This is a genomic window from Pseudomonas fluorescens Q2-87 (genome assembly GCF_000281895.1).
Taxonomy (GTDB): Bacteria; Pseudomonadota; Gammaproteobacteria; order Pseudomonadales; family Pseudomonadaceae; genus Aquipseudomonas; species Aquipseudomonas fluorescens_S.
Map to the genome: position 1 here is coordinate 4671651 of NZ_CM001558.1, position 23165 is coordinate 4694815.

Here is a 23165-nt window from a genome sequence, read left to right on the forward strand (position 1 = left end):
CCGCACCGATTGACCCCGAACCTGGCACTCGGTTCACGGCGGGCCGATCAATGGGCGTGTTGGACCCTCCACCAGGCGCAAAATTCATCCAGGGCGGTCCACAGGCTGACCTGCGGATCGTAATCGAGATGATGCCGCGCCCGGCCGATGTCCAGGGTGAAATTTTTGTTCATGACCTGCATACCCAGGCGCGACAGCGTCGGCTCGGGCCGCCCCGGCCACAACTTGCACACGCCTTCGTTCAGGGCTGCGACACTGTAGGCCAAGCCGTAGGAGCGATAACGCCGGACCTGTGGGACGTCCATCTGTCGCATCACATAATTGACCACATCCCACAACGGAACCGGTGCCCCGTTGCTGATGTTGTAGGCCTTGCCCAACGCTGAATCGGCCGCCAGCAGGCTGCTGAGCAAGGCTTCGTTGAGGTTCTGCATGCTGGTGAAGTCGACTTTGTTCAGCCCGTTGCCGACAATCGCCAGGCGCCCCTTGCGCTGCATTTTCAACAGGCGCGGGAAAATGCTCATGTCGCCAGCGCCGGTCACGAAACGCGGGCGCAGGGCCAGGACTTCGAGGCCGAACTCCTGGGCACCGAAGACTTTTTGCTCGGCCAGGTATTTGGTGGCGGCGTAAGGGTGCTTGAAGCGCTTGGGCACTTGTTCTTCGGTCAAGCCGAGGTGGTCGCGACCGTCAAAATAAATCGACGGTGACGACAGGTGGACCAGGCGGCGGACCTTCTGCTTCAGGCACGCCTCGACGATGTTTTCCGTGACCTGGACATTGCCCTGGTGAAAATCCTGATAGCGTCCCCAGAGTCCCACCGATCCGGCGCAATGCACCACGGCCTCGACATCCAGGCACAGATCGCGGGCCAGCAACGGGTCGTTCAGGTCCCCCTGCACAAACTGCGCACCGCGACGCACCAGGTGCTCCACGCTCTCGGCCCGGCGGCCATTGACCCGAACATCCAGGCCCTGCTCCAGGGCGAAACGCGCAAAGCGCCCGCCGATGAAGCCGCTCGCGCCGGTGACCAGAATTTTCATGCATGCTCCTAAAAATCAGATTCGAGCGGCAAGCCGCACGCTTCAAGCCAAGGACTTTCAACTTACTGCTTGCAGCGTACTGCTTGCCGCTGCGATCAGTTGCTCGGTCAGTAAACCGAGCAACTGCCCGCCATTGCGCCAATGATGCCAGTACAGCGGCACATCGATCGGTTTATCTGCCAACAATTCCACCAACACACCCCGCTCCAACTGATCCCGTACTTGCAGTTCCGGCACGAGGCCCCAGCCCAGTCCGGCCTCGGTGAAGCGAATGAAGCCTTCGGAAGATGGGCACAAATGGTGTTCGAATCCGCCCTCGACGCCCACGGAGGCCAGGTAGCGGTGTTGCAGGAAGTCATCGGGGCCGAACACCAATGCCGGTGTGCGGGCCAAAAGATCGGCCCGCACACCCTCGGGGAAATGCCGGGCAATGAACGCGGGGCTGGCCAGCGCTCGATAACGCATGGCCCCCAGCAACACACTGCGGGCGCCGGCCACCGGGCGCTCACTGGCGCAGACACAGGCTGCCACTTCGCCAGCGCGCATGCGCTTGAGGCCAACGTTCTGGTCTTCCACCACCAGGTCGAGCAACAAGTGGTGCGCTGCGCAGAAATCGCTTACCGCCGCCGCCCACCAGGTTGCCAGGCTGTCGGCGTTCAGGGCGATGCGCAGGCGCTCCGGCAGGCCCTCCTCATCCAGCGCCGGCACCAGGCTTTGCAAGTCGCGCTCCAGCAGGCGCACCTGTTGCACATGGTTGAGTAGCCGGCGACCGATCTCCGTGGGCACCGGCGGCGCGGCGCGCACCAGCACTGGCTGGCCGATGCGCGCTTCCAGCAGCTTGATTCGCTGGGAAATAGCCGATTGCGACAAGCCCAGCACTTGGGCCGCACGCTCGAACCCGGCTTGTTCGACCACCGCAGCCAGGGCAGAAAGCAATTTGTAGTCGAACATCAGTTTTCCTAATGAGCGATGAGCAATATTGGTTTTTCTTATACAGAGTCTCGCAGGAGAATGGCCAGCATTCGAACCCGCAAGGAACAAACATCATGGCTGGCGAAACCTCACTGTCCGTCCTGCTGCGCAGCATGAGCCCGCAGCTCAACCATGGCCAATATGTGTTCTGCAGCCTGCCCAACGGTCCATTGCCCACAGGCCTGGAACCGCTCGGCAGCTTCAAGGAACAGGAAGGACTGACGGTGATTCTGGAAAAAACCCAGGCCGAAGACGCCGGGTTGAGCTTCGACTATGTCGCCGCCTGGATCACCCTGAACGTGCATTCGGCCCTGCAAGCCGTTGGCCTGACCGCCGCGTTCGCTACCGCACTGGGCACCGCCGGTATCAGTTGCAACGTCGTTGCCGGCTACTACCACGACCATTTGTTCGTCGGCCAGGACGATGCCGAGCGGGCCATGGACGTTCTCAAGCAACTGGCCATCAGCGGAGCATGAACCTATGTGGCAAAGTTATGTGAATGGGCTGCTGGTGGCCCTCGGGCTGATCATGGCCATTGGTGCCCAGAACGCGTTTGTCCTGGCCCAGAGCCTGCGCCGCGAACATCACCTGCCTGTGGCGGCGCTGTGCGTCACTTTCGACGCGTTGCTGGTGGCCGCCGGCGTTTTCGGCCTGGCGACGTTGTTGGCCCAGAGTCCCTTGCTGCTGTCGATTGCCCGCTGGGGCGGCGCGGCGTTCCTGCTCTGGTACGGCTGCCTGGCGTTGCGTCGGGCCTGTTCGAAGCAGAGCCTGCAACAGGGCCAGAACCAGGCCGTGCGCTCACTGCGAGCAGTGCTGCTCAGTGCGTTGGCGGTGACGCTGCTCAATCCCCACGTTTATCTCGACACCGTGCTGCTGATCGGTTCCCTCGGTGCACAGCAGAGCGTGCCCGGCGCCTATGTCATGGGCGCAGCCAGTGCCTCGCTGCTGTGGTTCTTCACCCTGGCCTTCGGCGCCGCATGGCTGGCCCCTTGGCTGGCCCGCCCAAGCACCTGGCGGATCATGGACCTGCTGGTGGCCGGGATGATGTTGACCGTGGCTGCGCAATTGATCGTCAACGGCTGATTATTCCAAACCGCTCTGGAACCTCTATCCCACACAGTTGTTGCGTGGTTATGCCGCACCCCCGGTGCTATGATCCGACTCCTGCGCCGCAAAGAGTACAAACTCCCCGGCGCTAGTCTGGCCGCCCGTGATCGGCCTTGCGCTCACCGCAACTGACCTGATTAGGAGAATCACCATGGCTTTCGAATTGCCGCCGCTGCCCTATCCACACGACGCCCTGCAGCCGCACATCTCCAAAGAGACTCTGGAATACCACCACGACAAGCACCACAACACCTATGTCGTGAACCTGAACAACCTGGTACCTGGCACCGAGTTCGAAGGCAAGACCCTGGAAGAAATCGTCAAGACTTCCTCCGGCGGCATCTTCAACAACGCCGCTCAGGTCTGGAACCACACCTTCTACTGGAACTGCCTGGCGCCAAACGCTGGCGGTGAACCTACCGGCGCGCTGGCCGAAGCTATCAACAAAGCCTTCGGTTCGTTCGACAAGTTCAAGGAAGAGTTCAGCAAAACCTCCATCGGCACCTTCGGTTCCGGTTGGGGCTGGCTGGTGAAAAAGGCTGACGGTTCCCTGGCCCTGGCCAGCACCATCGGTGCCGGCAACCCGCTGACCAGCGGTGACACCCCGCTGCTGACCTGCGATGTATGGGAACACGCCTACTACATCGACTACCGCAACGTTCGCCCGAAATATGTCGAAGCGTTCTGGAACCTGGTCAACTGGAAGTTCGTGGCCGAGCAGTTCGAAGGCAAGGCCTTCACCGCTTAACCACTGCTGCCGTTAAAAACCCGGCGTCTGGCCGGGTTTTTTTTGCCTGGCGCAATCACCGGGACGTTCGCCGCCCATGAATGACCTCACGTCAGCAAACCAATAAAAAATCCCTCCAGGCCTCAAGTTGCAGCCCCTTCCAACCGACACATTAGTCGTAGAGCAATCACTCTGAAAAAACCGTATATCTGCCATGTTTCAGGCGAAAACCCTTGTGTTTGATTGTCCCTTTGACTGACATCACAGGATTGCCAATACTCATGGCAACTTGACGCTACCCGCACGGAACAAGGAACCCCTCTTTGAAGCTGGAACTCAAGAACAGCTTGTCGGTGAAGTTGCTCCGGGTGGTGCTCCTCTCGGCATTGTTCGTTGGCATGATCTTGAGCTGCGCCCAGATCGTGTTCGACGCGTACAAGACCAACCGCGCCGTCGCCAGCGACGCCCAGCGGATTCTCGATATGTTCCGGGATCCTTCGACTCAGGCCGTCTACAGCCTGGACCGGGAAATGGGCATGCAAGTGATCGAAGGGCTGTTCCAGGACGAAGCCGTGCGCATGGCTTCCATCGGCCACCCCCGCGAAACCATGCTCGCCGAAAAAAGCCGCCCCTTGCAGCGCTCCGAAAGCCGTTGGCTGACCGACCTGATCCTGGGCAAGGAACGCACATTCACCACGCAACTGGTCGGGCGCGGGCCCTACAGCGAGTATTACGGCGACCTGAGCATCACCCTCGACACCGCTACTTACGGCCAGGGTTTCATTGTCAGCTCCGTCATCATTTTCATTTCCGGCATGCTGCGAGCCCTGGCCATGGGCCTGGTGTTGTACCTGGTCTATCACTGGCTGCTGACCAAGCCGTTGTCGCGGATTATCCAGCACCTGACCGAAATCAACCCCGATCGTCCCAGCGAGCACAAAATCCCGCAACTCAAGGGCCACGAGAGGAACGAGCTGGGCTTGTGGATCAATACCGCCAACCAGTTGCTTGAATCCATCGAGCGCAACACGCATCTGCGCCACGAGGCGGAAAACAGCCTGTTGCGCATGGCCCAGTACGATTTTCTCACCGGCCTGCCCAATCGCCAGCAGCTTCAACAACAACTGGACAAGATCCTGGTGGATGCCGGGCGCCTGCAACGCCGGGTAGCCGTGCTGTGCGTGGGACTGGATGATTTCAAGGGGATCAACGAGCAGTTCAGCTATCAGACGGGTGACCAATTGCTGCTGGCCCTGGCCGACCGGCTGCGGGCCCACAGCGGCCGCCTCGGCGCCCTGGCGCGGCTGGGGGGCGATCAGTTCGCCCTGGTCCAAGCCGACATCGAACAGCCTTACGAAGCCGCCGAGCTGGCCCAGAGCATCCTCGATGACCTGGAAGCGCCGTTCGCCATCGAAGACCAACAAATCCGCCTGCGGGCCACCATCGGCATCACCCTTTTTCCAGAGGATGGCGACAGCACCGAGAAGCTGTTGCAGAAAGCCGAGCAGACCATGACCTTGGCCAAGAGTCGCTCACGCAATCGCTACCAGTTCTACATCGCCAGCGTCGACAGCGAAATGCGCCGCCGTCGCGAACTGGAGAAAGACCTGCGCGAGGCGCTGGCCCGCGAGCAGTTCAGCCTGGTGTACCAACCGCAGATCAGCTATCGCGACCTGCGTGTAGTGGGGACCGAAGCCCTGATCCGCTGGCATCACCCTGAACACGGCCTTGTGCCGCCGGACCTGTTCATTCCCCTGGCCGAGCAGAATGGCACCATCATCGCCATCGGCGAATGGGTACTCGACCAAGCCTGCAAACAGCTGCGTGAATGGCATGACCAGGGCTTCATCGACCTGCGCATGGCGGTCAATCTGTCGACGGTGCAACTGCACCATGCCGAGCTGCCGCGGGTGGTGAATAATTTCCTGCAAATGTACCGGCTGCCACCGCGCAGCCTGGAGCTGGAAGTCACCGAAACCGGGCTGATGGAAGACATCACCACCGCAGCCCAGCATCTGCTGAGCCTGCGCCGCTCCGGAGCGCTGATCGCCATCGATGACTTCGGGACCGGCTATTCGTCCCTGAGTTATCTCAAGAGCCTGCCGCTGGACAAGATCAAGATCGACAAGAGCTTCGTCCAGGACCTGCTCGACGATGAAGACGATGCCACCATCGTCCGGGCCATTATCCAGCTGGGTAAAAGCCTGGGTATGCAGGTCATCGCCGAGGGTGTCGAGACCCTCGAGCAAGAAGCCTACATCATTGCCGAGGGCTGCCACGAAGGTCAGGGGTATTACTACAGCAAACCCCTGCCGGCACGGGAACTGGGCATTTACCTGAAGCAGGCACAGCGCAGCCAGGTTTCCATCATCTGACTCTTCCCCCTGGGTCGCCCTGTCGTTGAGGCGCCTGCGATTTTTTGCGGCTGCGCCGGATGGCGGCGGCCCGCATTATTAAATAAGAAATATTTACAGCTGCAACCCTTTACACATAATGCAAATCTTTCGCATTATGTCGCAGCTTTTGCGCACCCTCGCGCCTGTCCCATCCATCACCGAAGCAGGATGTTCGCCATGATTCGTATGCCTCTGGCTACCGCCAGTCTGTTGGCCATCGCTATTTCCCTCGCCGGCTGCGGCGAAGGCAAAGACAAGGCCGCGGCGCCCCAAGCGCCAACGCCTGCCGCCAGCACTGCGGCACCGGTCGCCCCTGCTGCCGCCGGCAAGATCGACGAAGCCGCCGCCAAGGCCGTTGTCGCGCACTATGCCGACATCGTCTATGCGGTCTACAGCGATGCCGAATCCACCGCGAAAACCCTGCAGACCGCCGTCGACGCGTTCCTCGCCAAACCGAACGCCGAAACCCTGAAAGCCGCCAGGGCCGCCTGGGTCGCCGCACGCGTGCCTTACCTGCAGAGCGAAGTATTCCGCTTCGGCAACACCATCATCGACGACTGGGAAGGCCAGGTGAACGCCTGGCCCCTGGACGAGGGCCTGATCGACTACGTCGACAAATCCTACGAGCACGCCTTGGGCAACCCCGGCGCCACCGCCAATATCATCGCCAATACCGAAGTCCAGGTGGGCGAAGACAAGGTCGACGTCAAGGACATCACCCCGGAAAAACTCGCCAGCCTGAACGAGCTGGGCGGTTCCGAGGCCAACGTCGCCACCGGCTACCACGCCATCGAATTCCTGCTGTGGGGCCAAGACCTCAACGGCACCGGCCCAGGTGCCGGCAACCGCCCAGCGTCCGACTACCTGCAAGGCGCCGGCGCCACGGGCGGCCACAATGATCGCCGTCGTGCCTACCTCAAGTCCGTGACCCAACTGCTGGTCAGCGACCTGGAAGAAATGGTCGGCAACTGGAAGCCGGACGTGGCCGACAACTACCGTGCCACCCTGGAAGCCGAGCCGGCCGAAAGCGGCCTGCGCAAGATGCTGTTCGGCATGGGCAGCCTGTCCCTGGGCGAACTGGCCGGGGAGCGCATGAAGGTTTCCCTGGAAGCCAACTCGCCAGAAGACGAGCAGGATTGCTTCAGCGACAACACCCACAACTCGCATTTCTACGATGCCAAAGGCGTGCGTAACGTCTACCTGGGCGAATACACCCGTGCCGACGGCACCAAGATGACCGGTGCCAGCCTGTCGTCCCTGGTGGCCAAGGCCGACCCGGCTGCGGATACCGCGCTCAAGAACGACCTGGCCGACACCGAGGCCAAGATCCAGGTCATGGTCGATCACGCCAACAAGGGTGAGCACTACGACCAACTGATTGCCGCCGGCAACACGGCGGGCAACCAGATCGTACGTGATGCCATCGCCGCACTGGTCAAGCAGACCGGTTCGATCGAACAGGCAGCAGGCAAACTGGGTATCAGCGACCTGAACCCGGACAACGCCGATCACGAGTTCTGATCGACATTGGCTGGCTGAAAAAGCGACCTTCGGGTCGCTTTTTTTTGCCTGATGCAGGTCAGTTGAAAGAAATAAACTTCAAACAACAACCCCCTGGCGAGGGAGCTTGCTCCCGTTGGGTCGCAAAGCGGCCCTGTTTTTGGGGCTGCTGCGCAGCCCAGCGGGAGCAAGCTCCCTCGCCACAGGGTTCGGCGTTCGTCGGACTCATGTCACTACAACCCCGCAAGCCGTCCCTCGATAAACCGCCGTTCCGGCAGTTGCTGGGTCAACTCCAGCGCTCGTCGATACGCCGTCCTCGCCTCTTCCACTCGCCCCAACTGCCGGCAGAACTCCGCCCGCGCCGAGTGCGCGAGATAGTAGTCCAGCAGCTCACCGCGCTCCAGGATCCCGTCGACCAGGCGCAACCCTTCCAGTGGTCCGTCGCGTTTTGCCAACGCCGCAGCGCGATTAAGCTCGATCACCGGTGACGGCACGGCACGCAGCAATACGTCATAAAGCCCGACGATCTGCGGCCAGTCGGTTTCCTGCGCCGTTGGGGCTTCGGCATGCACCGCGGCAATGGCCGCTTGCAGGCAATAGGGCCCGAAGCGCCGGGTGTTCAACGCCGCTTCCACCAAAGCGCAGCCCTCGGCGATCAGCTCGGTGTCCCACAAGGAGCGGTCCTGCTCGTCCAGCAAGATCAGCTCACCCAGCGATGACGTTCGCGCCCGTCGCCGGGAGTCGTGCAGCAGCATCAGCGCGAGCAATCCCATGACCTCGGCTTCGGGCAGCAACTCCATCAGCAGTCGGCCCAGGCGGATGGCTTCGCGGGTGAGTTCCTCGCGAGTCAACTCAGCGCCCATCGAGGCCGAGTAACCTTCGTTGAACACCAGGTAGATCACCCGCAGCACGCTGTCCAGGCGCTCCGGCAGTTCCGCGCGCGAGGGCACTTGATAAGGAATCTTCGCGTCGCGGATCTTTGCCTTGGCCCGCACGATGCGCTGGGCAATGGCTGCCGGAGCGGCCAGGAACGCGCGGGCGATCTGCTCAGTGGTCAGGTCGCAGACCTCCCGCAGCGTCAGCGGCACCTGGGCATCAGCGGCCAGGGCCGGGTGACAACAGGTGAAGATCAGCCGCAAACGATCGTCTTCCACGTCTTCGTCACTCCAATCGACCTGCTCCAACGCTTCGAGCTGGGCGATCAACATCGGCTTTGACGCGGCGAAACGCGCGCGCCTGCGCAGACCGTCGATCGCCTTGAAGCGCCCGGCCGACACCAGCCAGGTTCGCGGGTTATCCGGCACGCCATCGCGCTGCCAGCGCTCGACTGCGATGAAAAAGGCCTCGTGCAAGGCTTCTTCGGCGAGGTCGAAATCCCCCAGCAGGCGAATCAGTGTCGCCAGGATGCGTCGTGAGTCTTGCCAATAAACCTGCTCGACCCGCGCCTTGACCGTTTCGGCCGGCATCAGTCGGGCATGCCCTGGGTGACCAATGCTTCAAGCCGGTCCAGGCTTTGGCCCCAACCTTCATGAAAGCCCATGGCTTCGTGGGCCTGGCGGTCCTCCTCGCTCCAGTGCAGCGCACGGGCGGTGTAGCGGGTCTTGCCCTCCACCTCTTCAAGCAACACCTCGGCGGTCATGAAGGCTTTACCCGAAGGAATCCAGCCAGGCACGAACGCATCGGTGAAGACCAGGCGCTGCGGGGCCATGATTTCCAGGAACACGCCCATGGTCGGGTATTCACTGCCGTCAGGCGCACGCATCAGGGTGCGAAACTGGCCACCCACCCACAAATCCATTTCACATTCCGGCGTGGTCATGCCATGGGGTCCCCACCATTGGACCAGCAAGGCCGGCTCAGTCCAGGCGCGGAAGATTTTCTGGCGCGGCGCATCGATCAATCGGCTGATGGACAGCGCAAAAGGGGCAGGTTTGAGGTTCATCGATGAAATCCTGTTTGTGATTGTTGTTCAGGGGTTCAGTTGGCGCACCGGCCGTACTTCGACGCAGCCGACCCGGGCCGCCGGGATATGGCCGGCGACCTGGATGGCTTCGTTCAGGTCCTTGGCATCGATCAGGTAGAAGCCTGCCAGTTGCTCCTTGGTTTCGGCGAACGGACCGTCGGTGATCGACAGCTTGCCAGCGCGCATGCGCACCGTTGTGGCGGTCTGCACCGACTCCAGGGCCTCGGCAGCGAGCATCCGCCCGCTGCCCTGGATCGACTCGGCATAGGCCATGCACTCTGCGTCCTCCGGACTGTCGGGCGAGTTATGCAGCGTTTGTTCGTTGCTATACACCAGGCATAAGTACTTCATGGAAAGCTCCGTGATCGAACTGATCAACTATGGACGGCAGACGGGCATTTGGCGAAAAACCCGACGATCAGGGCTGCAGGTCGAACAGCGTCGTGCCCGCCATCGGGTCGAACGGAGCGGACCAGTGTTCATGGACAATCCGCCACTGCCCACCGGTACGCTGGTAACAGGCGGTCACGCGCATCCAGCAGGCCTGTTCCTCACCCTTGTCGTTGGTGCCGCCACAGTAGGCCAGCCAATGGGCGAAGGCGATGGTGTCGGCCGGGGTGATGCGCACTTCATGGAAGTCGAACTTGTGCGGGCCGGGGCACATCTCCATGCAGGCCTGCCAATGGGCCCGGTAGGCGGCCTTACCCTTGAATTGCAAGGCCTGGATGGCATCGAACGAGACGATGTCGTCGTCATAGAGGGCCATGACTTTTTCGACGTCCTTGGCCATGACGGCCTGGCGATAAGTGTCGATCAGGTCCTTGATTTCGGTTTCAGTGGCTTGGGTATTCATGGTGAATTCTCCGCAGGTTTTTGTTGAGGACACCCTTAGTCGTTTGGAGAAACGGCGAATCGACAGCCCAAACAAAAATAATCCAAGGACAAAAACTCGCTAGAATCGGCCGCTCATTCTGTCGACAAACAACGGACGTTTTTGTGACCGCCCAACTCGTACCTTACGAAGATCTCACCGCGCTTCAACGCGATCAGGTCGAAGCCATCGAAATCCATGCCGAACAGATCAAGTTCGCAGGCGATATCCATGGTGCCTTGCATACACTACTGTCCAGGCCAAGCCCCGGGGTCAAGGGTTTCGCGCTGCTGGCGGACGGCGTGCCGGTGGCCTTCCTGCTGCTCAAGCGCCCACCGGTCCTGCCCGCCTGGGCCAGCGAGCACAGCGCCACCCTCCATGCGTTGCAAGTGGATCATCGGGCCCAGGGCAAGGGTTATGGCAAGGCCTGCCTGCAAGCGCTGCCCGCCGTCGCGCGAGCGACCTGGCCGGAAATCAGAGGACTTGAGCTATCGGTCGACGCCGACAACGATCCGGCCATCGGCCTGTATACCCGGCTGGGCTGGGTCGACAGCGGCGAGGCGTACAAGGGCCGTATCGGTTATGAGCGGCGGATGGGGTTGGTGTTTTAAGAATCCCTGAGGCGCCCACCGTCCCTGTAGGAGCGGGCTTACCCGCGAAGGCGTCAGCACATCCGACATTTATGCAAGCTGACCCGCAGCTTTCGCGAGCAAGCTCGCTCCCACAGGGCCTTGTTGATCAGCGCGGTTTGAGCGGTATCCAGATCTCCAGGGTGCCTTCGCCGGTCCTGGGGTTGAAGTCATCGCTGTAGCGCTCGAACTCCGGTTCATCCGCGGGTTCGTGGCCGGACTGTGGCAGCCATTCTTTCCAGATGTACTGGAACGTTTGCGGCAGCGTCTTCAAGGGGCCCTTATGTTCGAACACCGCGTACTGATTGGGCTGGAGTTCGATCCAGCGGTACTGCTCCGGCAAATCGTCCAACCGGCTGATTTCCACGCCGGCGATGTATTCGAAACCACCCTTCCCGTCCGGATTGCAACACACGCCATAGGTCACGTCGCTTTTCTGCCCGGGTACGTTACCCAGCCAGGGCAGGAACTTCTCCCAGAGCAAAGGAATATCCTGGGCGGTGTCCTGGGTAAAACGCGCACCAAAGCCGGCGATGAGCTGAAAACGTCCCTGTTCGAAGCGTGGTTCGGCGGTGTAATCGCGTTCGTGCTTTTCCATGCGTCAACACTCCGGGAAACGTGAAGTCGGGCTTTGCAGTATAGAAGCCAAACGGTATTTGCCAGTTTGGTTCGCTCGTCACAACCCGGGCAGGATCGTGGCCGAGGCGCTGGCTACAAACTCGTTGTAACCGGAAACGATCACGTAAACAGCGAAATAACAGAAGATCGCGGCGGATGCCCAATAGGAATACCGCAACAATTTATCCCCCAATAGTTTGCCGCCCTGGGTCGCCGCCAGGCACAGGCCTGCGCTCCACAACAGCCCGGCACAGAGAAAACCACTGAGAAACAGCGCCGAGCTGAGCAGGGTTCCGCCTCCCGAGCGAGCGATCAAGGTACCGCCCACAGCGGCGAACCAGAGAATGGCGCTGGGCGATGACATCGCCAGGAAAATTCCCCGAAAGAACTCCTGGCGCGAAGAGTTGCCCTGCACCTCGCCCGCCTCGGCCAGCACGGCGCTGTGATAGATCGCCGAATGAATCATTTTCGCCGCGAAGTACAGCAGCAGCCCGGAGCCACCGATCCACAGTACCCAGCGCACCGCTTCGTATTGCAGCAGCACGGTCATGCCGGCCAGGGCCAGGATCGCGTAGATCAGATCACCCACGCAGGTGCCCAGGCCCAGGGCGAACCCTTGGAAATACCCGCGCTGCATCGCCAAGGTGATCATGGCGATATTGGCCACGCCAATGTCCAGGCACAGGGAGAGGCTCAGCAGGAAACCGCTGGAAAATTCCATCATTCATTCCGTTCGATTGGGGGTGCGGCGAATTCAACTGTCCGCAGCGATCATTGATACGGCCGCGCGGCAGGTCGACAGTGTCGTCGAAAATAGTTCTGCGCCGCTACTGGACAATGAGCCATCCGCCCCCTTATCTTGCGCCGCAGGCCACCGCAGTGGCCGACGTCGCTCGGACGGTTCCGGGCGCTCACGTATCTCGAGGCAACAATGGCCGAACAAGGTTCGCCGCGCCGCTTTGCGCGCATCGATCGACTCCCCCCTTATGTATTCAATATCACTGCCGAGCTGAAGATGGCTGCGCGTCGGCGCGGCGAAGACATCATCGACTTGAGCATGGGTAACCCCGACGGCGCCACGCCCCCGCACATCGTCGAGAAACTGGTCACCGTCGCCCAGCGCGAAGACACCCACGGCTACTCCACCTCCAAGGGCATCCCGCGTCTGCGCCGCGCGATTTCGCGCTGGTACAAGGACCGCTACGAGGTGGACATCGACCCGGAAACCGAGGCCATCGTCACCATCGGCTCCAAGGAAGGCCTGGCGCATCTGATGCTGGCGACCCTGGACCAGGGCGACACGGTGCTGGTGCCCAACCCCAGTTATCCGATTCACATCTACGGCGCGGTGATCGCCGGCGCCCAGGTGCGCTCGGTACCGCTGGTGCCAGGGGTGGATTTCTTCGACGAGCTGGAGCGGGCCATTCGCGGCTCGATTCCCAAGCCGAAGATGATGATCCTGGGCTTCCCGTCCAACCCGACCGCGCAATGCGTGGAGCTGGACTTCTTCGAACGGGTCATCGCCCTGGCCAAGCAGTACGACGTGCTGGTGATTCATGACCTGGCCTACGCCGACATCGTCTACGACGGTTGGAAAGCCCCGTCGATCATGCAGGTGCCCGGCGCGAAAGACATCGCGGTGGAGTTTTTCACCCTGTCCAAGAGCTACAACATGGCCGGCTGGCGCATCGGCTTCATGGTCGGCAACCCGGAACTGGTCAGTGCCCTGGCGCGGATCAAGAGCTACCACGACTACGGCACCTTCACCCCGTTGCAGGTAGCGGCCATCGCGGCATTGGAAGGCGACCAGCAATGCGTGCGCGACATCGCCGAGCAGTACCGCCAGCGCCGCAACGTGCTGGTCAAGGGCCTGCATGAACTGGGCTGGATGGTGGAAAACCCCAAGGCGTCGATGTACGTCTGGGCCAAGATTCCCGAGGCCTATGCGCACCTGGGTTCACTGGAATTTGCCAAGAAGCTGCTGGCCGAAGCCAAGGTCTGCGTCTCGCCGGGGGTGGGCTTCGGTGAATATGGGGACGATCACGTGCGCTTTGCGCTGATCGAGAACCAGGACCGGATTCGCCAGGCTGTGCGTGGGATTCGCGCGATGTTCCGGGCCGATGGGTTGGTACACAAACCTGGCGCCTGATGCAAAACCCAGTGTGGGTAATTGGATTTATTGATCACCAGAAACCACTGTGGGAGCGGGTTTGCTCGCGAAAGCGATATGACAGTCAACCCATTTGTTGACTGTCAGTCTGCCTTCGCGAGCAAGCCCGCTCCCACCACATTGGCGACGATGTGATGGGTCAGACCACCAGCGACAACAGCAGGATGAAGATCAGCCCTACCACGGACAGGATGGTTTCCATTGCTGTCCAGGTCTTGAAGGTTTCGGCCACGGTCATGTTGAAGTACTGCTTGACCAGCCAGAAGCCTGCATCGTTAACGTGGGACAGGATCAACGAACCGGCACCGGTCGCCAGGACCAGCAGCTCACGGTTCACGCCCGGGATCATCCCGACCACTGGCACCACGATCCCGGCACCGGTGATGGTTGCCACGGTCGCCGAACCTGTGGCAATGCGGATCACCGCCGCCACCAGCCAGGCCAACAGGATCGGGGAGATCTGCGCACTCACCGCCATATGGCCGATCACGTCGCCGACGCCACTGGTCACCAGCATCTGCTTGAAGCCACCACCGGCACCGATGATCAGGATGATCGCGGCGGTTGGCGCCAGGCTCGCGTCCAGCCATTTGAGCATCTGGCTGGAGCCAATGCCCTGCTTGTAGCCGAAGGTGTACAGCGACAGCAGCAACGCCAGCAGCAGTGCGGAAATCGGGTGACCGATCAGGTCCATGAACGTGCGGAAGAAGTTGCCGTCCGGCAGCGCTACGTCAGCGAAGGTCTTGAGTAGCATCAAGAACACGGGCGAGAGCACGGTGACCAGGGTGATGCCGAAGCTCGGCAGGTCGGCGGCATTCGTTTCGCGGGCCAGTTGATCCACCAGTTCCTGATTCGGATGGCCGGGGATGTGCTTGGCGATGAACGTACCGTAGATCGGCCCGGCAATGATGGCCGTGGGCAGCGCCACGATCAGGCCGTAGAGAATGGTTTTACCGATATCGGCGCCAAACACGCCAATCGCCAGCAGCGGACCCGGGTGCGGCGGCACCAGGCCGTGCACCGCCGACAGGCCAGCCAGCAGCGGGATACCGATCTTGATGATCGAGACGCCGGTGCGGCGCGCCACGATGAACACCAGAGGGATCAGCAACACAAAGCCAATCTCAAAGAACAGCGGGATGCCCACCAGGAATGCGGCGAACATCATCGCCCACTGCACTTTGTCTTTGCCGAAGGCGCGGATCAGGGTCTGGGCGATCTGATCGGCCCCGCCCGACTCGGCCATCATTTTGCCGAGCATCGTGCCCAGCGCCAGGATGATGCCGACAAAGCCCAGCACGCCACCGAAGCCGTCCTGGAACGCCTTGATGATAGTGCCGATCGGCATGCCCGACGTCAGGCCGAGAAAAGCCGCGGCGATGATCAGGGCGAGGAACGGATGAAGCTTGAACTTGGTGATGAGGACGATGAGTCCGATCACCGTGACCACTGCATCCAGCAGTAGAAACGACTCGTGGGACATGCCAAACATGGGGGTGTCTCCTGATTTGTTGTTGTTATTGAAGCAGTTATTTTTAAGTCACCGGGACAGCGCTATCTTTCTAACGCAAATTTTTCCAGCGTTCAGCTGGCAAGCTTCAGCCCATGAGCCAGCCACCAGACATACGCCTGCTGGGCCAATTCCTCGATGCTGTGGTTGGATGCGTCCAGAGCCAGGGTCAGGGGCTCGCCGACAGGGGATTCGAGGGTGGCAAACTGGCTGTCGATCAGTGTGGATGGCATGAAATGGCCGGGCCGATGGGAAACCCGGTCAGCGGCCACTTCGGGGGTGAGTTCGAGGAAGACAAAGCCCAGGCCGGGCAAGGCGCTGCGCAGACGTTCGCGATAACTGTGCTTGAGGGCCGAGCAGGTCAGCACCGGGCGCTCGCCCGTGGCGTCGACACGGCGCAACTCGTCGCACAGGCTGTCGAGCCAGCCGGCGCGGTCGTCGTCGTTCAGGGGAATACCGGCGCTCATCTTCTGGATGTTGGCCGCAGGGTGGAACGTGTCGCCTTCGATGGCAGTGGCGCCGCTCAAATGGCACAGGGCCTGGCTGACGCAAGTTTTGCCGCAACCGGCAACGCCCATGATGACCAGGGCGGTGATGGGATTGTTCATGTAACACCTCAGCGCGCAGACAGCGCTACCTTTGCCAGTTATGACACCGCAACAAAAGCAGAAGTTGCCGACGCCTTCTTGTCATTATTTGTGGTTGCAGCATGTTCGTACACGACACTCACGGATGGGGCTCAGGCAAACCCCGCTCACGCATTTGCAGCCGCGTCGAGACAGCGCTACCTTAGTGCCTTGATTTTTGTTTGGCAAGCCACCCTGATGACCGTCCCTAAAAACGATAAGAATACTCGCACCACCGGTCGCCCCACGCTCAACGAAGTCGCACGCCTGGCCGGTGTCAGCCCCATCACCGCCTCCCGCGCCCTGCGCGGCGTCAGTACTGTCGCCGCAGAGCTGGTAGAAAAAGTCCGCCAGGCGGCCCGGGAACTCAACTACGTCGTCAACCCCGCCGCCCGCGCACTGGCTTCGGCCCAGAGCCATTCGGTGGTGGTGCTGGTGCCGTCGTTGTCCAACCTGTTGTTCATCGACACCCTGGAAGCCATCCATCGGGTGCTGCGGCCCAAGGGTTTTGAAGTGGTGATCGGCAACTATCACTACTCCCGGGACGAGGAAGAAGACCTGCTGCGCCATTACATGGCCTATCAACCCCGGGGTTTGCTGCTGACCGGCTTCGACCGCACTGAAAGCGCCCGGCGCATGATCGAGGCCAGCAACATTCCCTGCGTGTATATGATGGAACTGGACCCTGGCGCCGGGCTCAATTGCGTGGGTTTCTCCCAACTCAAGGCCGGCGAGACGGCGGCCGAGCACCTGATTTCCAAGGGCCGCAAGCGCTTGGCCTACATCGGCGCGCAACTGGACCAGCGCACCCTGCTGCGCGGCGAAGGTTTCCGTCGCGCGTTGCAAAAAGCCGGGTTGTATGACCCTGACCTCGAATTGCTGACGCCTCGCCCATCATCGGTGGGCCTGGGCGGCGAGTTGTTCCTGCAACTGCTCGACAGCCACCCGGATGTCGATGCGATCTTCTTCGGCAACGATGACTTGGCCCACGGCGCCCTGTTCGAAGCACTGCGCTGCGGCATCAAGATTCCCGAGCAAGTCTCGGTCCTCGGCTTCAACGACCTGCCCGCCTCGGCGCACATGGTGCCGCGCCTGAGCAGTATCAGCACGCCCCGTGAAGCCATCGGCCGCCGCGCCGCCGAGCAGATGTTGACGCTGATGGCGGGCAATCGCATTGCCCAACCGGTGGTGGACATGGGCTTTGAACTCAAGGTTCGCGAAAGCACCTGAGCCTCCAGTGCGAAAGCGGTCGATCCATGCCGTCCCGCGGCAACGGTTGGCCGCCCCGTCCTCGTCTCTCGTAGCCGCAACCGCTCAAACCCGTGGCCCGCAGCGACGGCACGGGAATTGCTCCTGTTCATCGCTCAGTCATTACCTACAGGTAGTCATCATGTTGGTCAGTGCAAAACAGCAAGCCATGATCTTGCCCCTCAAACGCCCGGGCGAAGATCCCACCGCCGAAGCCGCCAGCGGCCTGCAAAGCGCCGCATTGCAGGCGTTGCGCGATAATGTCCAGGCCCAAGCCAGCCAGGCCAGCACCCAGGTACAGGATTCTTTCACCCAACGGGCCACGCAACAGGTCAACGCGGCAACGGCCATCAGCGATAACGTGGACGAGGCGTTCGCCAAGACTCGCGTGCAATTGCAGGCCGGTGCTTCGCCAGCGTCCGAAACCGTGGCGTCTGCGGGTTCTGCAACAGCAGAGTTCAAGGAATACATGAGCAAGACGCCTGAACAGCGCCTGCGCGACAGCATTCTTGAAGAGATGGGCATTTCGCAGGAAGAATTCGAGGCGATGCCGCCAGAGAAGCAGATGGCGGTCAGTCAGGAAATTGCCCAGCGCATGCAGGACAAATCGGCGGTGGCCCAGGTCGAGAAAACCCAGGCCAGTCACGCCAATGACAAAGAACCCGCCGTGGACATGTTCCTGGCGTCACTCTGAGCCTTGGCGCCAAGGCGACCGGCGTGAACTGAGTTGGGGCCGCAGCCCCAGCTCAGGCCTGTGGAGGCGATGCGGCTCAATGACCGAACAGGTTCACCTTCTTGGCCTTTTTGTCAGCGCGTTTTTCGTCGGCGCTTTTCGCTGGCTTTTTCTTAGCCGCTTTTTTCGAATCCATGCCTTTGGCCATGATCAGTGCTCCACTCATACGGGGTGTGTAAATCAGGTATACACCTATCGCCGCTCGCACGTTCTTTTATAATCGCCCTCCCCTTATCGTCCCGACCCAGCCATGTCCGAAATCCAGTACACACAACTTCAGGAATCATTGTGGCCGCTGATGAACAAGTTCTATCGCGCGCACCAGTCTTCGATGAAAGCGGTGCGTGACGCCCAGCTGTGGGCGGCGCGGCGCGATGAAATCGTCGCCGCCCTGTGCCTGCGGCCGGTGGCGGGCGGACATTGGTTGACGGGACTGTTTGTCGATCCGGCGTACCGTGCGCAGGGCATCGCCGCGCAATTGATGGCCGAAGCGGTGAAAGGTGTGAATGAGCCGGTGTGGCTCTTTTGCCACCCCGACTTGCGCGGGTTTTATGAGCGGCGTGGTTTCAGCTTCGACCCCGAACTGCCCTATGCGATGGCCGAACGCCTGAGCCGGTATGCGCGCAGCAAGCCGATGATTGCAATGGGGCTTGCGCCACATACACAATCCTAAAGTTCAATACAGATCCAATGTGGGAGCGGGCTTGCTCGCGAAAACGGCGGCACATTCAACATCCATGCAAGCTGACCTACCGCTTTCGCGAGCAAGCCCGCTCCCACAAGTTCTGTGGTGGATGATCAATCGTCTACAGCGGGGTCCAGGTCCGGGAACATCACCTCGGTGAACCCGAACTTGCTGAAGTCGCTGATACGCGACGGGTACAAGCGCCCGATCAGGTGGTCGCATTCATGCTGCACCACCCGAGCATGAAACCCTGAGGCCGTGCGCACGATCGGTTCGCCCTTGGGGTCGAACCCTTCGTAGCGGATGTGCTGGTAGCGTTCCACCGCACCGCGCAGGCCCGGCACCGACAGGCACCCTTCGAAGCCCTCCTCCATCAAGGGGCTTAGCGGTGTAATCAGTGGGTTGATCAGGATCGTCTGGGGCACCGCCTCCGCGTCGGGGTAGCGCTCGCTGTGCTCGAAGCCGAAGATCACCAGTTGCAGGTCCACGCCGATCTGCGGCGCCGCCAGACCGACGCCGCCAACGCTTTCCATGGTCTGGAACATGTCATCGATCAGTTGCCACAACTGCGGGCTGTCGAACATTTCGACGGGCACCGGCGGGGCAATGCGCAGCAGGCGTTCATCGCCCATCTTCAGGATTTCACGAATCATGGTCGGGCTTCGTCAGGGTGAGTGTGAGGGATGGAATGGTCGCGCCCCAGGCCCGAAACATGTTGTTTTTCATGCTCGCCGGGGTGTTTTTCGCCAGGGTCCTTGCCCTCGGCGGACATGTGCTCGATGACCGCGTTCATCTCCGCGCCGAGCAACAGCACCGCCGAGGAAATGTAGAAGTACAGCAGCAGCACGATGATCGCGCCGATGCTGCCATACATGGCGTTGTAGTTGGCGAATGTCTTGACGTAGAACGCAAAGCCCAGGGAGGCGATGATCCAGACGACCACCGCCAGCACCGACCCCGGCGTGATGAAGCGAAACTCCTGTTTTACGTCGGGCATCACGTAATAGATCAGCGCCACGGCGACCATCAGCAAGAACACGATCACCGGCCAGCGCACGATCGTCCAGAGCGTGACGATGAATTCCTCCAGACCGACCTGGGCCGCAATCCAACCCATCACCTGCGGTCCGAGGACCATCAAGGCAGCGGCGGCCAGGAGCATCCCGGCGATACCGACCGTATAAAAAATCGACAACGGAAAGCGTTTCCAGGCCGGACGACCCTCTACCACATCGTAGGCGGCATTCATCGCGCTCATCATCAACCGCACGCCCGCCGAGGCGGTCCACAGCGCGATGACGATACCCACCGACAACAAGCCGCCCTTGGATTGCTGGAGTTGGTCGATTACCGGATTGACCTGCTCCAAGGCCTGGGGCGGCAGTACCAGTTCCGATTGCAGGCGCAGCCAGGAGAAGAAGTCCGGTAAGTGCAGGAAGCCGATCAAGGCGATCAGGAAGAGAATAAAGGGGAACAGTGAAAACAACATCTGGTAGGCCAATGCCGAGGCGTACGTCGACATCTCGTCATCGAGAAACTCGGTCACGGTGCGCATCATCACACGATGCAGGGGTAAGCCTTTCAAGGCCGAAAACATCATGTGCGTCTCCTTTCGCCGCAAAAAGGGTGGTCGCAAGGCGACTCAAGGGCCGTTATTTACAACAAAGTAGCCTGTTTGGCGACTTTGGAGCAATTTCGTCGTTTTGCCGCAGACGCTGAATTGACCGACGATTGACGGGGCAAGTTTCATTGTTAGTAAGGGCGGGGCTTTATGTTTGGCTGGTAACCGTCGAGAATGCCCCACGTGTCAGGCTCTGGCCTGAAGCTCCAATCCCGTAGGAACGTTATGAAACTCGATAAAAAGCAGGCCATTGCCCGCAGAAACCAGGAACTGGGCGGCGCCGTACTGGGCGTCAACAATTGCCATTTCAGCGAATTGAACCGCAACCGCAACATTTTCTGGTTCGATATCCCGGTGGCCCGCCTGGCCATCGGTCAGTACGAATGGATCCACCTGCTGCTGCATACGCCAGCGACCGATGAATTGCTGCATTTGAAAGTGCCAACAGTGTTCCTGCGGGAAAAAATGGAAGGCCTGGAAGTGCGCAACCAGGGCAAGCGCAAGGCGGCCCTGAGCCTGGAATTGAGTGCCGATAAGGATTCCTATCTGCAGGATATGCGTCCGGGTGGTACTAACGTGGATTTCGCGCAGTTTCGGTTGTAACCAGGTCCGAGAGGCACCGATTCCCTCGCCACACAAGCATCCTTGTCCCAGGAAATCGAAGCCAACGAAAAGCCCCGCATTCGCGGGGCTTTTGCTTCATATCGGGCTTACTTCTTCAGACCCAACTTCCTGAGCTCTTCATCGCGCAACTCACGCCGCAGGATCTTGCCCACGTTGGTGGTTGGCAGCGCATCACGGAACTCCACCGACTTCGGCACCTTGTAGCCGGTGAGGTTGGCACGCATGTGCTCCATGACCTGCTCCTTGGTCAACGTGACGCCCGGCCGCGCAACGATGAAAATCTTGATCGCCTCACCAGACTTCTCGTCCGGCACGCCGATAGCCGCACATTGCAGCACGCCCGGCAAGGTCGCCAACACGTCTTCCAGCTCGTTGGGGTACACGTTGAAGCCAGAGATCAGGATCATGTCCTTCTTGCGGTCGACGATGCGCATGTAGCCGTCCGGCTGGATTACGGCGATGTCGCCGGTCTTGAGCCAGCCTTCGCTGTCGAGGATCTCGTCGGTGGCGTCCTGGCGCTGCCAGTACCCCTTCATGACCTGCGGACCTTTTACGCACAATTCGCCGACTTCGCCCAATGGCTGCTCGACACCCGCATCGTTGATGATTTTGCACAGCGTCGACGGCACCGGGATACCGATGGTGCCGACCTGGATGTTCTGGATCGGGTTGACGGTGGCCACCGGGCTGGTTTCGGTCATGCCGTAGCCTTCGCAGATCGGGCAACCGGTGACCGCTTTCCAGCGCTCGGCCGCCGCCAGTTGCAGGGCCATGCCGCCGGACAAGGTGACTTTCAGCGCCGAGAAATCCAGTTTGCGGAAGGCTTCGTTGTTGCACAGGGCCACGAACAGCGTGTTGAGGCCGACGAAACCGCTGAATTTCCACTTCGACAGTTCCTTGACCATCGCCGAGAGGTCCCGCGGGTTGCTGATCAGGATGTTGTGGTTGCCGATCAACATCATCGCCATGCAATGGAAGGTGAACGCGTAGATGTGATACAGCGGCAGCGGCGTGATCAGTACCTCACAACCTTCGTTGAGGTTGGAGCCCATCAATGCCTTGCACTGCAGCATGTTCGCCACCAGGTTGCGGTGGGAGAGCATCGCGCCCTTGGCCACGCCGGTGGTGCCACCGGTGTATTGCAATACGGCCACGTCGTCGCTGGTGGGGTTGGCTTCGCTCACCGGTTGGCCGTGGCCTTTGCGCAGCACGTCGTTGAACTTGATGGCCTTGGGCAGGTGATAGGCCGGCACCATCTTCTTCACGTACTTGATCACGCTGTTGATCAGCAGGCGCTTGAGCGGTGGCAGCAGATCGGCGACTTCCGTGACGATGACGTGCTTGACGCTCGTCTTGGGCACCACGGCCTCGGCCAGGTGCGCCATGTTTGCCAGGCAGACCAACGCCTTGGCGCCAGAGTCGTTGAACTGGTGTTCCATTTCCCGCGCGGTATACAGCGGGTTGGTATTGACCACGATAAGCCCGGCGCGGATCGCACCGAACACAGCCACCGGGTACTGGAGAACGTTAGGCAGTTGCACGGCGATTCGATCGCCCGGCTGCAAATCGGTATGCTGTTGCAGATAGGCAGCAAAAGCACCGGACAACTCGTAGAGCTCACCGTAGGTGATCGTCTTGCCGAGGTTGCTGAATGCCGGCTTGTTGGCAAAGCGTTGGCAGGACTGCTTCAACACCGCCTGAATATTCGGATACTCGTCTGGATTGATGTCGGCAGCAATCCCAGCTGGGTACTTATCCTTCCAAAAGTCTTCGATCATGGAAGCCCACTCCTCAGCAACGCGAATTCTCACCGCATTTGATGCGATTATTATTGGTGTGTGTTTATTGGTGATCTGGCTTGAATCAAGGCCGAGAAGTCCCAAAAGCGCGCCGAGAGTAGCAGCTTTGCCAAGGGTCGCCTAGAGCCAAAAACGGCCCCTACAGTCATGAACATGACTTAAGACTATCTTATGGTCACTTTTAGAGTAAAAAATCTAGAGCTTCTAGAAGCGCTCTAAATGACCTCAGTTGAAATACAAAAATGTGAGAGCGAGCTTGCTCGCGATAACGGTCTGTCAGCCCATCTCATTCAGGCTGACCACCGCTATCGCGAGCAAGCTCGCTC

The 23165-nt window shown here is 60.5% G+C and carries 24 protein-coding genes; 11 read left to right on the plus strand and 13 right to left on the minus strand.

Features of this window, described 5'->3' with window-relative positions:
• Window positions 1-47: 47 nt before the first annotated feature.
• Window positions 48-1040 (minus strand): NAD-dependent epimerase/dehydratase family protein, encoded by a 993-nt coding sequence (locus PFLQ2_RS07340; RefSeq protein ID WP_003184523.1) that lies wholly within the window; start codon window positions 1038-1040, stop codon window positions 48-50.
• 57 nt (window positions 1041-1097) lie between these two features.
• Window positions 1098-1991 carry a LysR family transcriptional regulator ArgP gene (locus tag PFLQ2_RS07335; RefSeq protein WP_003184525.1) on the minus strand — a complete coding sequence of 298 codons (894 nt, stop codon included), beginning with the start codon at window positions 1989-1991 and terminating at the stop codon, window positions 1098-1100.
• A gap of 95 nt (window positions 1992-2086) precedes the next feature.
• Here PFLQ2_RS07335 and PFLQ2_RS07330 point away from each other — a divergent pair, with 95 nt between their 5' ends.
• From PFLQ2_RS07330 to PFLQ2_RS07310, 5 genes are all read left to right on the plus strand, one after another.
• Complete coding sequence (locus PFLQ2_RS07330) at window positions 2087-2488, plus strand: ACT domain-containing protein (RefSeq protein ID WP_003184526.1); 402 nt, start codon at window positions 2087-2089, stop codon at window positions 2486-2488.
• Between the two features lie 4 nt (window positions 2489-2492).
• Window positions 2493-3095 (plus strand): LysE/ArgO family amino acid transporter, encoded by a 603-nt coding sequence (locus tag PFLQ2_RS07325; RefSeq protein WP_003184528.1) that lies wholly within the window; start codon window positions 2493-2495, stop codon window positions 3093-3095.
• Between the two features lie 175 nt (window positions 3096-3270).
• The gene (locus tag PFLQ2_RS07320) at window positions 3271-3867 is read left to right on the plus strand and encodes a superoxide dismutase (protein ID WP_003184529.1); all 597 of its coding nucleotides are present in this window, start codon (window positions 3271-3273) and stop codon (window positions 3865-3867) included.
• Between the two features lie 302 nt (window positions 3868-4169).
• The gene (locus PFLQ2_RS07315) at window positions 4170-6221 is read left to right on the plus strand and encodes a putative bifunctional diguanylate cyclase/phosphodiesterase (RefSeq protein WP_003184531.1); all 2052 of its coding nucleotides are present in this window, start codon (window positions 4170-4172) and stop codon (window positions 6219-6221) included.
• 198 nt (window positions 6222-6419) lie between these two features.
• Window positions 6420-7763 (plus strand): imelysin family protein, encoded by a 1344-nt coding sequence (locus tag PFLQ2_RS07310; RefSeq protein ID WP_003184533.1) that lies wholly within the window; start codon window positions 6420-6422, stop codon window positions 7761-7763.
• Between the two features lie 212 nt (window positions 7764-7975).
• Here the strand turns inward: PFLQ2_RS07310 and PFLQ2_RS07305 are convergent, their stop codons facing one another.
• From PFLQ2_RS07305 to PFLQ2_RS07290, 4 genes are all read right to left on the minus strand, one after another.
• Window positions 7976-9208, minus strand: a complete 1233-nt coding sequence (locus PFLQ2_RS07305) for an RNA polymerase sigma factor (RefSeq protein WP_003184535.1) — start codon at window positions 9206-9208, stop codon at window positions 7976-7978.
• Window positions 9208-9684, minus strand: a complete 477-nt coding sequence (locus tag PFLQ2_RS07300) for an SRPBCC family protein (RefSeq protein ID WP_003184537.1) — start codon at window positions 9682-9684, stop codon at window positions 9208-9210. Before PFLQ2_RS07300 ends, PFLQ2_RS07305 begins: the two co-directional genes overlap by 1 nt.
• Before the next feature lie 27 nt (window positions 9685-9711).
• A complete protein-coding gene (locus PFLQ2_RS07295) occupies window positions 9712-10056 on the minus strand; it encodes a YciI family protein (RefSeq protein ID WP_003184539.1) in 345 nt (114 codons plus the stop codon).
• 67 nt (window positions 10057-10123) lie between these two features.
• Complete coding sequence (locus tag PFLQ2_RS07290; protein ID WP_003184541.1) at window positions 10124-10558, minus strand: YybH family protein; 435 nt, start codon at window positions 10556-10558, stop codon at window positions 10124-10126.
• A 143-nt stretch (window positions 10559-10701) separates the two neighbouring features.
• Between PFLQ2_RS07290 and PFLQ2_RS07285 the strand changes: the two genes are divergently transcribed.
• Window positions 10702-11187 (plus strand): GNAT family N-acetyltransferase, encoded by a 486-nt coding sequence (locus PFLQ2_RS07285; RefSeq protein ID WP_003184543.1) that lies wholly within the window; start codon window positions 10702-10704, stop codon window positions 11185-11187.
• A 127-nt stretch (window positions 11188-11314) separates the two neighbouring features.
• Here the strand turns inward: PFLQ2_RS07285 and PFLQ2_RS07280 are convergent, their stop codons facing one another.
• The gene (locus PFLQ2_RS07280; RefSeq protein ID WP_003184545.1) at window positions 11315-11803 is read right to left on the minus strand and encodes a GyrI-like domain-containing protein; all 489 of its coding nucleotides are present in this window, start codon (window positions 11801-11803) and stop codon (window positions 11315-11317) included.
• Between the two features lie 78 nt (window positions 11804-11881).
• Window positions 11882-12544 carry a LysE family translocator gene (locus tag PFLQ2_RS07275; RefSeq protein ID WP_003184548.1) on the minus strand — a complete coding sequence of 221 codons (663 nt, stop codon included), beginning with the start codon at window positions 12542-12544 and terminating at the stop codon, window positions 11882-11884.
• 210 nt (window positions 12545-12754) lie between these two features.
• Between PFLQ2_RS07275 and alaC the strand changes: the two genes are divergently transcribed.
• Window positions 12755-13972 (plus strand): alanine transaminase, encoded by a 1218-nt coding sequence (alaC, locus tag PFLQ2_RS07270; RefSeq protein ID WP_003184550.1) that lies wholly within the window; start codon window positions 12755-12757, stop codon window positions 13970-13972.
• Between the two features lie 160 nt (window positions 13973-14132).
• Here the strand turns inward: alaC and PFLQ2_RS07265 are convergent, their stop codons facing one another.
• Together PFLQ2_RS07265 and PFLQ2_RS07260 are read right to left on the minus strand one after the other, a co-directional pair.
• Window positions 14133-15485, minus strand: a complete 1353-nt coding sequence (locus tag PFLQ2_RS07265) for a GntP family permease (RefSeq protein ID WP_003184553.1) — start codon at window positions 15483-15485, stop codon at window positions 14133-14135.
• A 92-nt stretch (window positions 15486-15577) separates the two neighbouring features.
• The gene (locus PFLQ2_RS07260; protein ID WP_003184555.1) at window positions 15578-16111 is read right to left on the minus strand and encodes a gluconokinase; all 534 of its coding nucleotides are present in this window, start codon (window positions 16109-16111) and stop codon (window positions 15578-15580) included.
• A gap of 216 nt (window positions 16112-16327) precedes the next feature.
• Between PFLQ2_RS07260 and PFLQ2_RS07255 the strand changes: the two genes are divergently transcribed.
• The 3 genes from PFLQ2_RS07255 (at window position 16328) to PFLQ2_RS07245 (ending at window position 18783) form a co-directional block, all read left to right on the plus strand.
• Window positions 16328-17359: a LacI family DNA-binding transcriptional regulator gene (locus tag PFLQ2_RS07255; RefSeq protein ID WP_003184557.1), complete on the plus strand. Its 1032-nt coding sequence runs from the start codon at window positions 16328-16330 to the stop codon at window positions 17357-17359.
• A gap of 160 nt (window positions 17360-17519) precedes the next feature.
• Entirely contained in the window at window positions 17520-18071 is a 552-nt protein-coding gene (locus tag PFLQ2_RS07250) for a hypothetical protein (RefSeq protein ID WP_003184559.1), read from the plus strand.
• Window positions 18072-18360: 289 nt separating this feature from the next.
• Window positions 18361-18783, plus strand: a complete 423-nt coding sequence (locus tag PFLQ2_RS07245) for a GNAT family N-acetyltransferase (RefSeq protein WP_003184564.1) — start codon at window positions 18361-18363, stop codon at window positions 18781-18783.
• Window positions 18784-18908: 125 nt separating this feature from the next.
• Here PFLQ2_RS07245 and def read toward each other — a convergent pair whose 3' ends face one another.
• Together def and PFLQ2_RS07235 are read right to left on the minus strand one after the other, a co-directional pair.
• Complete coding sequence (gene def, locus PFLQ2_RS07240) at window positions 18909-19448, minus strand: peptide deformylase (protein WP_003184566.1); 540 nt, start codon at window positions 19446-19448, stop codon at window positions 18909-18911.
• On the minus strand, window positions 19445-20395 hold the full coding sequence (locus PFLQ2_RS07235) for a YihY/virulence factor BrkB family protein (protein WP_003184567.1): 951 nt from the start codon (window positions 20393-20395) through the stop codon (window positions 19445-19447). The genes def and PFLQ2_RS07235 overlap by 4 nt, the downstream gene beginning before the upstream one ends.
• A gap of 246 nt (window positions 20396-20641) precedes the next feature.
• Here PFLQ2_RS07235 and PFLQ2_RS07230 point away from each other — a divergent pair, with 246 nt between their 5' ends.
• Complete coding sequence (locus tag PFLQ2_RS07230; RefSeq protein WP_003184570.1) at window positions 20642-21019, plus strand: hypothetical protein; 378 nt, start codon at window positions 20642-20644, stop codon at window positions 21017-21019.
• Window positions 21020-21126: 107 nt separating this feature from the next.
• On the opposite strand, the gene fadD1 is transcribed toward PFLQ2_RS07230, so the two are convergent.
• Window positions 21127-22818, minus strand: coding sequence for a long-chain-fatty-acid--CoA ligase FadD1 (gene fadD1, locus PFLQ2_RS07225; protein WP_003184572.1), 1692 nt, complete (start codon window positions 22816-22818; stop codon window positions 21127-21129).
• Between the last annotated feature and the right edge of the window lie 347 nt (window positions 22819-23165).

Excerpts from the sequence above, each read along its gene's own strand:
- PFLQ2_RS07340 (WP_003184523.1), bottom strand. The coding sequence starts at position 1,040 with ATGAAAATTCTGGTCACCGGCGCGAGCGGCTTCATCGGCGGGCGCTTT.
- PFLQ2_RS07335 (WP_003184525.1), bottom strand. The coding sequence starts at position 1,991 with ATGTTCGACTACAAATTGCTTTCTGCCCTGGCTGCGGTGGTCGAACAA.
- PFLQ2_RS07330 (WP_003184526.1), top strand. The coding sequence starts at position 2,087 with ATGGCTGGCGAAACCTCACTGTCCGTCCTGCTGCGCAGCATGAGCCCG.
- PFLQ2_RS07325 (WP_003184528.1), top strand. The coding sequence starts at position 2,493 with ATGTGGCAAAGTTATGTGAATGGGCTGCTGGTGGCCCTCGGGCTGATC.
- PFLQ2_RS07320 (WP_003184529.1), top strand. The coding sequence starts at position 3,271 with ATGGCTTTCGAATTGCCGCCGCTGCCCTATCCACACGACGCCCTGCAG.
- PFLQ2_RS07310 (WP_003184533.1), top strand. The coding sequence starts at position 6,420 with ATGATTCGTATGCCTCTGGCTACCGCCAGTCTGTTGGCCATCGCTATT.
- PFLQ2_RS07305 (WP_003184535.1), bottom strand. The coding sequence starts at position 9,208 with ATGCCGGCCGAAACGGTCAAGGCGCGGGTCGAGCAGGTTTATTGGCAA.
- PFLQ2_RS07300 (WP_003184537.1), bottom strand. The coding sequence starts at position 9,684 with ATGAACCTCAAACCTGCCCCTTTTGCGCTGTCCATCAGCCGATTGATC.
- PFLQ2_RS07295 (WP_003184539.1), bottom strand. The coding sequence starts at position 10,056 with ATGAAGTACTTATGCCTGGTGTATAGCAACGAACAAACGCTGCATAAC.
- PFLQ2_RS07290 (WP_003184541.1), bottom strand. The coding sequence starts at position 10,558 with ATGAATACCCAAGCCACTGAAACCGAAATCAAGGACCTGATCGACACT.
- PFLQ2_RS07280 (WP_003184545.1), bottom strand. The coding sequence starts at position 11,803 with ATGGAAAAGCACGAACGCGATTACACCGCCGAACCACGCTTCGAACAG.
- PFLQ2_RS07275 (WP_003184548.1), bottom strand. The coding sequence starts at position 12,544 with ATGGAATTTTCCAGCGGTTTCCTGCTGAGCCTCTCCCTGTGCCTGGAC.
- alaC (WP_003184550.1), top strand. The coding sequence starts at position 12,755 with ATGGCCGAACAAGGTTCGCCGCGCCGCTTTGCGCGCATCGATCGACTC.
- PFLQ2_RS07265 (WP_003184553.1), bottom strand. The coding sequence starts at position 15,485 with ATGTTTGGCATGTCCCACGAGTCGTTTCTACTGCTGGATGCAGTGGTC.
- PFLQ2_RS07260 (WP_003184555.1), bottom strand. The coding sequence starts at position 16,111 with ATGAACAATCCCATCACCGCCCTGGTCATCATGGGCGTTGCCGGTTGC.
- PFLQ2_RS07255 (WP_003184557.1), top strand. The coding sequence starts at position 16,328 with ATGACCGTCCCTAAAAACGATAAGAATACTCGCACCACCGGTCGCCCC.
- PFLQ2_RS07250 (WP_003184559.1), top strand. The coding sequence starts at position 17,520 with ATGTTGGTCAGTGCAAAACAGCAAGCCATGATCTTGCCCCTCAAACGC.
- PFLQ2_RS07245 (WP_003184564.1), top strand. The coding sequence starts at position 18,361 with ATGTCCGAAATCCAGTACACACAACTTCAGGAATCATTGTGGCCGCTG.
- def (WP_003184566.1), bottom strand. The coding sequence starts at position 19,448 with ATGATTCGTGAAATCCTGAAGATGGGCGATGAACGCCTGCTGCGCATT.
- PFLQ2_RS07235 (WP_003184567.1), bottom strand. The coding sequence starts at position 20,395 with ATGATGTTTTCGGCCTTGAAAGGCTTACCCCTGCATCGTGTGATGATG.
- PFLQ2_RS07230 (WP_003184570.1), top strand. The coding sequence starts at position 20,642 with ATGAAACTCGATAAAAAGCAGGCCATTGCCCGCAGAAACCAGGAACTG.
- fadD1 (WP_003184572.1), bottom strand. The coding sequence starts at position 22,818 with ATGATCGAAGACTTTTGGAAGGATAAGTACCCAGCTGGGATTGCTGCC.